The organism is Brinjal little leaf phytoplasma, from assembly GCF_978563805.1.
The window spans coordinates 129,622-136,240 of sequence record NZ_CEAFKD010000001.1; the positions used below are offsets into that span (position 1 = coordinate 129,622).

Here is a 6,619-nt window from a genome sequence, read left to right on the forward strand (position 1 = left end):
ATATTTATATTTTTATTTGTTCTTTCAAATTTTTTTTATTAAATTCTTCTATTAAAGGTTCTATAATTAAATCTATTCTGCCCTCCATAAAAAAATCTAATTTTTGTAAAGTTAAATCTATACGATGATCAGTAATTCTATTTTGAGCATAATTATAAGTTCTTATTTTAGAACTACGATCACCTTTACTAATTAAATTTTTTTTAATCTCATTTTGTTGTTTTTGTTTTTCAGATATTATTTTATTATATATCTTGTTTTTTAATAATTGAAAAGCTTTTTCTTTATTTTGATGTTGACTTTTAGCTATCTGACAAGCCACACTATCTCCTGTAGGAATATAAGTTAAACGAACTGCTGATTTAGTAGTATTAACTGATTGTCCTCCTGGGCCGCTTGAATTAAACGTATCCACTCGAATATCATTCCAATTTAAATCTATCTTAGTCTCTTCTAATACAGAAGATACTAAAATCTTAACTGTAGAAGTATGAACTCTTCCTCTTTTTTCTGTCTCAGGAACTCTTTGAACTCTATGTATTCCTGATTCATATTGTAAAAAAGAATAAACATCATCGCCATAAATCAGCATTTCTACTGTGCAAATACCACTTTTAACGCCAGAAACTAAATTAATAATATCTATCTTCCATTTTTTGCTTTCAGCATATTTAACATAAGCACGAAATAAATCAGCTACAAAAAGATTAGATTCGTTTCCTCCAGCTGCTGCTTTAATTTCCATAAGAACATTTTTGTTTTTATCTGCGTCTTTAGTAAATAGTTTTTCTTGTAATTTATCTAATTTTTCTTGAATTTGAGTATCTAAAATCTTTTGTTCTTCCTGAAATAATAAAACAAATTCATTTTCGTTTTGTGAGTTTTGTAAATTATTTTGTGTAATTAATTTTTGAAGATTTTCCTTTTCTTTTATTAAATTAAGGTATTCATCGTAAATAGAAACGATTTTTTTTAATTCATTTATTTGTTTTAATAATTCTACATTATTTAAATTTTTCACATCAGATAATATTTTTTTTTGTAAATTTAAATATTTTTGTTTTATTATTTCGAGTTGTTCTAGCATTTTATATCATAAATTCCTTTTTTTATTAAAAAAATACAAATTTTTTTTAATTTTATTCTATTTCAAAAAAAGAAAGGCAATTTAAATTAAAATTAAATTTTTTAATTCCTACAGCTCCTTGTCTATTTTTAGAAATAATTAATTCTGTATAACCTAAATCTGATAATTCTGTTTTCATATCTTTATTATAATAATTAGGGCGATATAAAAACATAACAACATCGGCATCTTGTTCGATACTTCCGGAATCTCTTAAATCAGATAAAATAGGTCTTTTATCTTCTCTTTTTTCTACTTCACGTGATAACTGTGATAAAGCCAAAACAGGAATTTTTAATTCACGAGCCATTTGTTTTAAACTTTTAGAAATATCAGCTATTTCTTCTTGACGATTAAAAAAATTTTTAGAATTGGGTTTATTAACTTTTCCAATCAATTGTAAATAATCAATAATAACAAAATCTAATTTATTTTGATTTTTCATTTTACGACATTGAGCACGAATATCCAATATATTAGCACTTGCAGAATCGTTGAAAAAAATATTTAAATTTTGTAAATTTTGAGAATTTATCTTTAATAAATTTATTTCTTGTTCATTTAAAAGTCCTAATTGAATTTTTTTATGAAAAATTTGACTTTCAGAACTTAACATTCTGGAACCTAATTGTTCATTAGACATTTCTAAACTAAAAATAACAACAAAAGCTTTTTGATTTTTTTTAGCTATATTAATCGCAAGATTAGACATAAAACTACTTTTACCCATAGAAGGTCTTGCTGCTAAAATTATAAGTTCTTCTGGTTTCAATCCCAAAGTAATATCATCTAAATTATGATAACCAGTACTTAAACCAATAATTTTATTTTCTCTTTTGTTATAAATAGTTTTATGTTCTATTTCTTTTAATAATTTTTTTATTTCAATAAGATTACTTGTTTTTTTCTTTTTAGAAATTTGAAAAATTTTTTCTTCTGTAATATTTAAATAATGTTGAAAATCAATATTCTGATTACTAATTCCCTCATTATAAATTTCTGATGCAGTAGTAATTATTTCTCTTTTAAGGGAGGCATCGCGCACAAAATCAATATAAGTATCTAAATGGTATATAGACGGAATATTATTACTTAATTGAAATAAATATTTGGTTCCGTCTCCTATTTTTTGCTTTTTTTGTTCTAAAATTTTCAATACCGACAAATAATCAATATCTTTGTTTTCTTTAAACAAAGTTTTCATAGCTTCATAAATATATTGATGTTCAATATTAAAAAAATCTTCTGTTTCTAATCTATCCATTGTAGATAAAATTTTCTTAGAATCTAAAAAAATAATACCTAAAATAGCTTGTTCTGCATCTAAATAAAAAGGTAATTTTATATTTTGTTCACTCATTATTTATAAATTTCATCCAATAAATTTTATAAAATAATTCAAGAAATATTATTTCTTGTCTAAATCTTTAATATTTATAATAAAAGAAGCAATAATATCTTTTGTTAAAAAAACATTTGCTTTGTATTTGCCTAACGAATTAATTTCGCTTTCTAGTACAAGTTTCTTTTTATTAATTAATATATTATATTTATTATGAAACTCATCCACAATTTGTTGTAAAGTTATTTTACCATACATTTTGCCTTGTGGCCCTATATTAACTATTATATCAATTTGTTTATCATCGATATCTTTTTTTACTTGTTGCATTAATAAATTATGTTTTTTTTGCGCTTCTTCTTGTAATATTTGTTCTTTTTTTATTTGTTTAATATTTTGTTCAGTAGCTAAAAGTGCTTTTTTTTCTTTAATTAAAAAATTACCGTAACCATACTTAATTTCGATAATATCATTTTTTTTGCCTCTATTTTTGACATCTTCTAATAAAATAATTTTCATATTTTTTAAACTTTCTTTATATTCTAAAGATAATATATTTTTTAATTGAGAAATTATATCATCTAAACTATCGCTTTCTATTTGGGTAGCTGCACTATTAATATGTCCGCCGCCTCCCATTTGTTCCATAATTATTTGGACATTTATTTCACTATAAGAACGCGCGCTTATACCTATTTTATTATCTTGTAATTCGGAAACTGTAAAAGCAGCATCTACATTTTGAATATTTAAAACATATTCAGAAATTTTAGCTAAAAAAGAACGATCATTACATATCTTATTATTTCTAATAATAGCGAACTTCCCCATATAAAGTTCCATTTTAGCAATTAATTCATTCATTTCTAAAATTTTATTTAATTCTTCTCTTAACCAAAATTTCACTTTCCCAACATCAGCGCCTAAAGAAATTAATTTAGCTGCCGCTTCTAAAGTTCTTGAACTAGTACGAGCAGTAAAATAATTTGTATCTATAACCATTCCGCCATAAATCAAACTAGCTTCTAAAGGAGTTATTTCAATAGAATATTTAAAAAAACTAATAAATTCAGTTAAAATTTCAACAGTTGAAGAAGCTATAGAATTGACATAAGAAAAAATATTATTAATAGTATTTTCGGTTGCTCTATGATGATCTAAAATAATTACATTAGAAGTTAATTTTAATAATTCTGGACTATGAACGATATCTAAACTTTGAGTATCAACAATAACTAAAAGTGAATTTTCATTTATCATTTTTATTGCTTGTGATGTTTTTATAATTTGTTTAGCTAAATGTTTTTCTTCTTGAAATAAATCTTGATAAATAAATTTAAAATTAGCATCTGTCTTTTCTTCGTCAATAATTAAATAATGTTTATGATTTATATTAATAGATGAAGCTATTTTATAAAAAAGTATCATAGAACCTAAAGAATCTAAATCAGGATGAATATGACCCATAATAAAACAATTTTGATGTTTCAAAATCAAATCTTCGATTATTTCAGAATTAATTCGAGCTGATATTTTAGAATCAGTGTTCAAAGAGGTAGTTGTTGCTCCAAAATATAATATTTTTTGATTTTCTATATTAACAACTGCTTGATCTCCACCTCTTTTTTGAGCTAATTCTAAAGCATTTTGAGCATAATTAGAAATTTTATTATAAGGTAAATTATAACAAGCAACCCCTATAGAAAGAGTAATTTTTAATTTATATTTATTCGATATATCACGGACTGTTTTTAAAATAGAAAATTTATCCTTAATTATATTTTCCAATTGATAATAATTTAATAAAACTAAAAATTTATCATCTGATAATTGTTTTAAATAACTTTCATAAATTTCAAAAAAATCTGATAAAGCGCTTAAATACTCTACTTCGATTTGGGATTGTTCTGATAAATCTAATTTTTTAAATGAATTATCTAAATTATCAAAAGATACAAAAATTAAAGTAGGAGTTTTTTGGTTATAAATTTTTTTTATTTGTTCTCTTTCGGTAACATTAAAAAGATAAAAAACATTAAATTCTTTTTTATATAAACAATCAAAAACTTCTTCACCTATATGTAAAACAACTTTATTATTTGAAGATTCTAATAATTCAAACATAGAAGAATTAACGTCTTTTAAATAAGAATCTAAATCAGGTTTTTTTAAAATATTATTAGCATAATTATTAATCCATTGAATTTTATAAAAAACATTATCAACTAAAACAATTCCGATTGGTAATTCATTAAAAACTTCCTCACCTACTTGATTAATATAATAAGATAAGTTAGTCCATAAATTTAATCGACTCTTTAATCTTTTAATTTCAACTAAATGATAAAAATTATAATATAAGCAAATAAAAATAAGAAAAATAACTATTTTTCCTAAAATACTAACTAATAAATTTATTAAAGCTGAACGTATTTCATATAAAGCTTCATTAGGACTATTACAAATTTTTGTTATATTATCTTTATCAAATTTAAAAGTATATATAAAAAAAAGAATTAAAAAAAGAATTAATATACTTTTTTTATAATTAAAAATTTTTGATCGATTTTTTTTATACATAAACTTTACAAAAACTCGTTTCTTATACTAATTTTTTATTTTATCATTTACTCTCAATCAAAATATTCCTTATATAAAAATAAATTAAATATTTCGTTAACCTATTTTAAATAAAATATAATAAAAAGAAAACAAGCAATATTTAATAAAAAAATGCTTGTCTTTTATTTATTTAATTAAAGCCATAATACGAGCTAATTTAATAGCTTTAGATAAACGTTTTTGCCATTTAACTGAAATTTTATTAAATCTACTTGGTAAAATTTTACCTCTATCAGTGATAAAACGACTTAATAAATTTACATCTTTAAAATCAATTCTAGTAAATTTATTTTCAGTAAAAAAACATACTTTCGGACGTTTTTTATAAAATTTTTTTCGTTTATTCATTTTTATATATTTTTATACCTTTCATTTATATATTAAAATCTAATTATATATCCCAAATTTAAAAAGGCAATTCTTCCTCATTGTCTATAATTAATTTTTGATTTTGTGTATGATTTTCATCAACATTCATGTTGTTATGATCTTGGTTAGAATAATAATCATTATTATTATTTGATGAATTGTTTTTATTTGATAAAAATTGAACCGAATCACATTTTACTTCTGTAAAAAATTGTTTTTGATTATTATTTTCAGAACTTGTAACTCTAATACTACCTTCGACACCTAAAAGAGCTCCTTTTAATACATATTTAGCTAAATTTTCTGCTTGTTTATTCCATAATGAACAACGAATAAAATCAACTTCTTTAACTCCAGATTTATTAGTAAAATTTCTATTTACTGCCAAAGTAAAATTCACCAAAGGAATATCGCCTTGAATAAAACGTAATTCAGGATCTTTAGTGATACGACCTACTAAAATAACTCTATTTATCATTATTTTATTTTTTATCCAATCTTAATATAACATGACGAATAATTTCTTCTGTAATATTAGCAATTCGTTTGAATTCTGTAACCATATCATTATTAGCTTTTACTAATACATTATTATAAAAACCTTGAGTAAACTTTTTAATAGGATAAGATAATGTTTTTAATTCTGTTTTTTGATATTCTAATTTATTATCTTCTTTTTCAAAAATACTATTAATTTTTTTTTTGATTTCATCTACTTGTTTTTCGTTTAAAGTAGGTTTTAAAATATATAATATTTCATATTTTTTCATTTTTTTGAAAATGCTCCTTATGGTCTTTTGTTCTTATTTTTATAAAAATAAGACAAGGAATTAAAATTATTTTTTATTTATTTTTTAAATCCTAAATTTGTTTTATTTTAAAAAAATATTTTTTTCATTTAAAATAAATCTCATTTTATTATACTAAATTTATTAACTTTAATTTACAAATTAAATTTAATAAATTGAGTATAAATTTTTCTAATAAAATATTTAATCAAACAAATAATTAAATAATATCAATAATACATATAAATTTTAACAAATCAAAGAAATAATGTCTGTCCTGCTCCATCAAAAACAAAAGTATTAAAAAATTACATAATAAGTCAAACTATTTATTAAAAAAAATAGTTTGACTTATTTTTTTGTTTAAAAAAG

6 protein-coding genes are annotated in these 6,619 nt (G+C 21.7%); all 6 read right to left on the minus strand.

Annotated features, from left to right (window positions below; all coding sequences use genetic code 11):
- Positions 1-4: 4 nt before the first annotated feature.
- On the minus strand, positions 5-1,087 hold the full coding sequence (locus ACTCUI_RS00565) for a peptide chain release factor 1 (RefSeq protein ID WP_463430751.1): 1,083 nt from the start codon (positions 1,085-1,087) through the stop codon (positions 5-7).
- Positions 1,088-1,139: 52 nt separating this feature from the next.
- Complete coding sequence (dnaB, locus tag ACTCUI_RS00570) at positions 1,140-2,486, minus strand: replicative DNA helicase (RefSeq protein ID WP_463430753.1); 1,347 nt, start codon at positions 2,484-2,486, stop codon at positions 1,140-1,142.
- Positions 2,487-2,534: 48 nt separating this feature from the next.
- Entirely contained in the window at positions 2,535-5,048 is a 2,514-nt protein-coding gene (gene rplI / locus ACTCUI_RS00575) for a 50S ribosomal protein L9 (RefSeq protein WP_463430755.1), read from the minus strand.
- Between the two features lie 168 nt (positions 5,049-5,216).
- A complete protein-coding gene (rpsR, locus tag ACTCUI_RS00580; RefSeq protein WP_323805911.1) occupies positions 5,217-5,444 on the minus strand; it encodes a 30S ribosomal protein S18 in 228 nt (75 codons plus the stop codon).
- A 52-nt stretch (positions 5,445-5,496) separates the two neighbouring features.
- Positions 5,497-5,937, minus strand: a complete 441-nt coding sequence (locus ACTCUI_RS00585) for a single-stranded DNA-binding protein (RefSeq protein WP_463430757.1) — start codon at positions 5,935-5,937, stop codon at positions 5,497-5,499.
- Positions 5,938-5,941: 4 nt separating this feature from the next.
- A complete protein-coding gene (gene rpsF / locus ACTCUI_RS00590) occupies positions 5,942-6,229 on the minus strand; it encodes a 30S ribosomal protein S6 (protein WP_463430759.1) in 288 nt (95 codons plus the stop codon).
- Positions 6,230-6,619 lie beyond the last annotated feature (390 nt).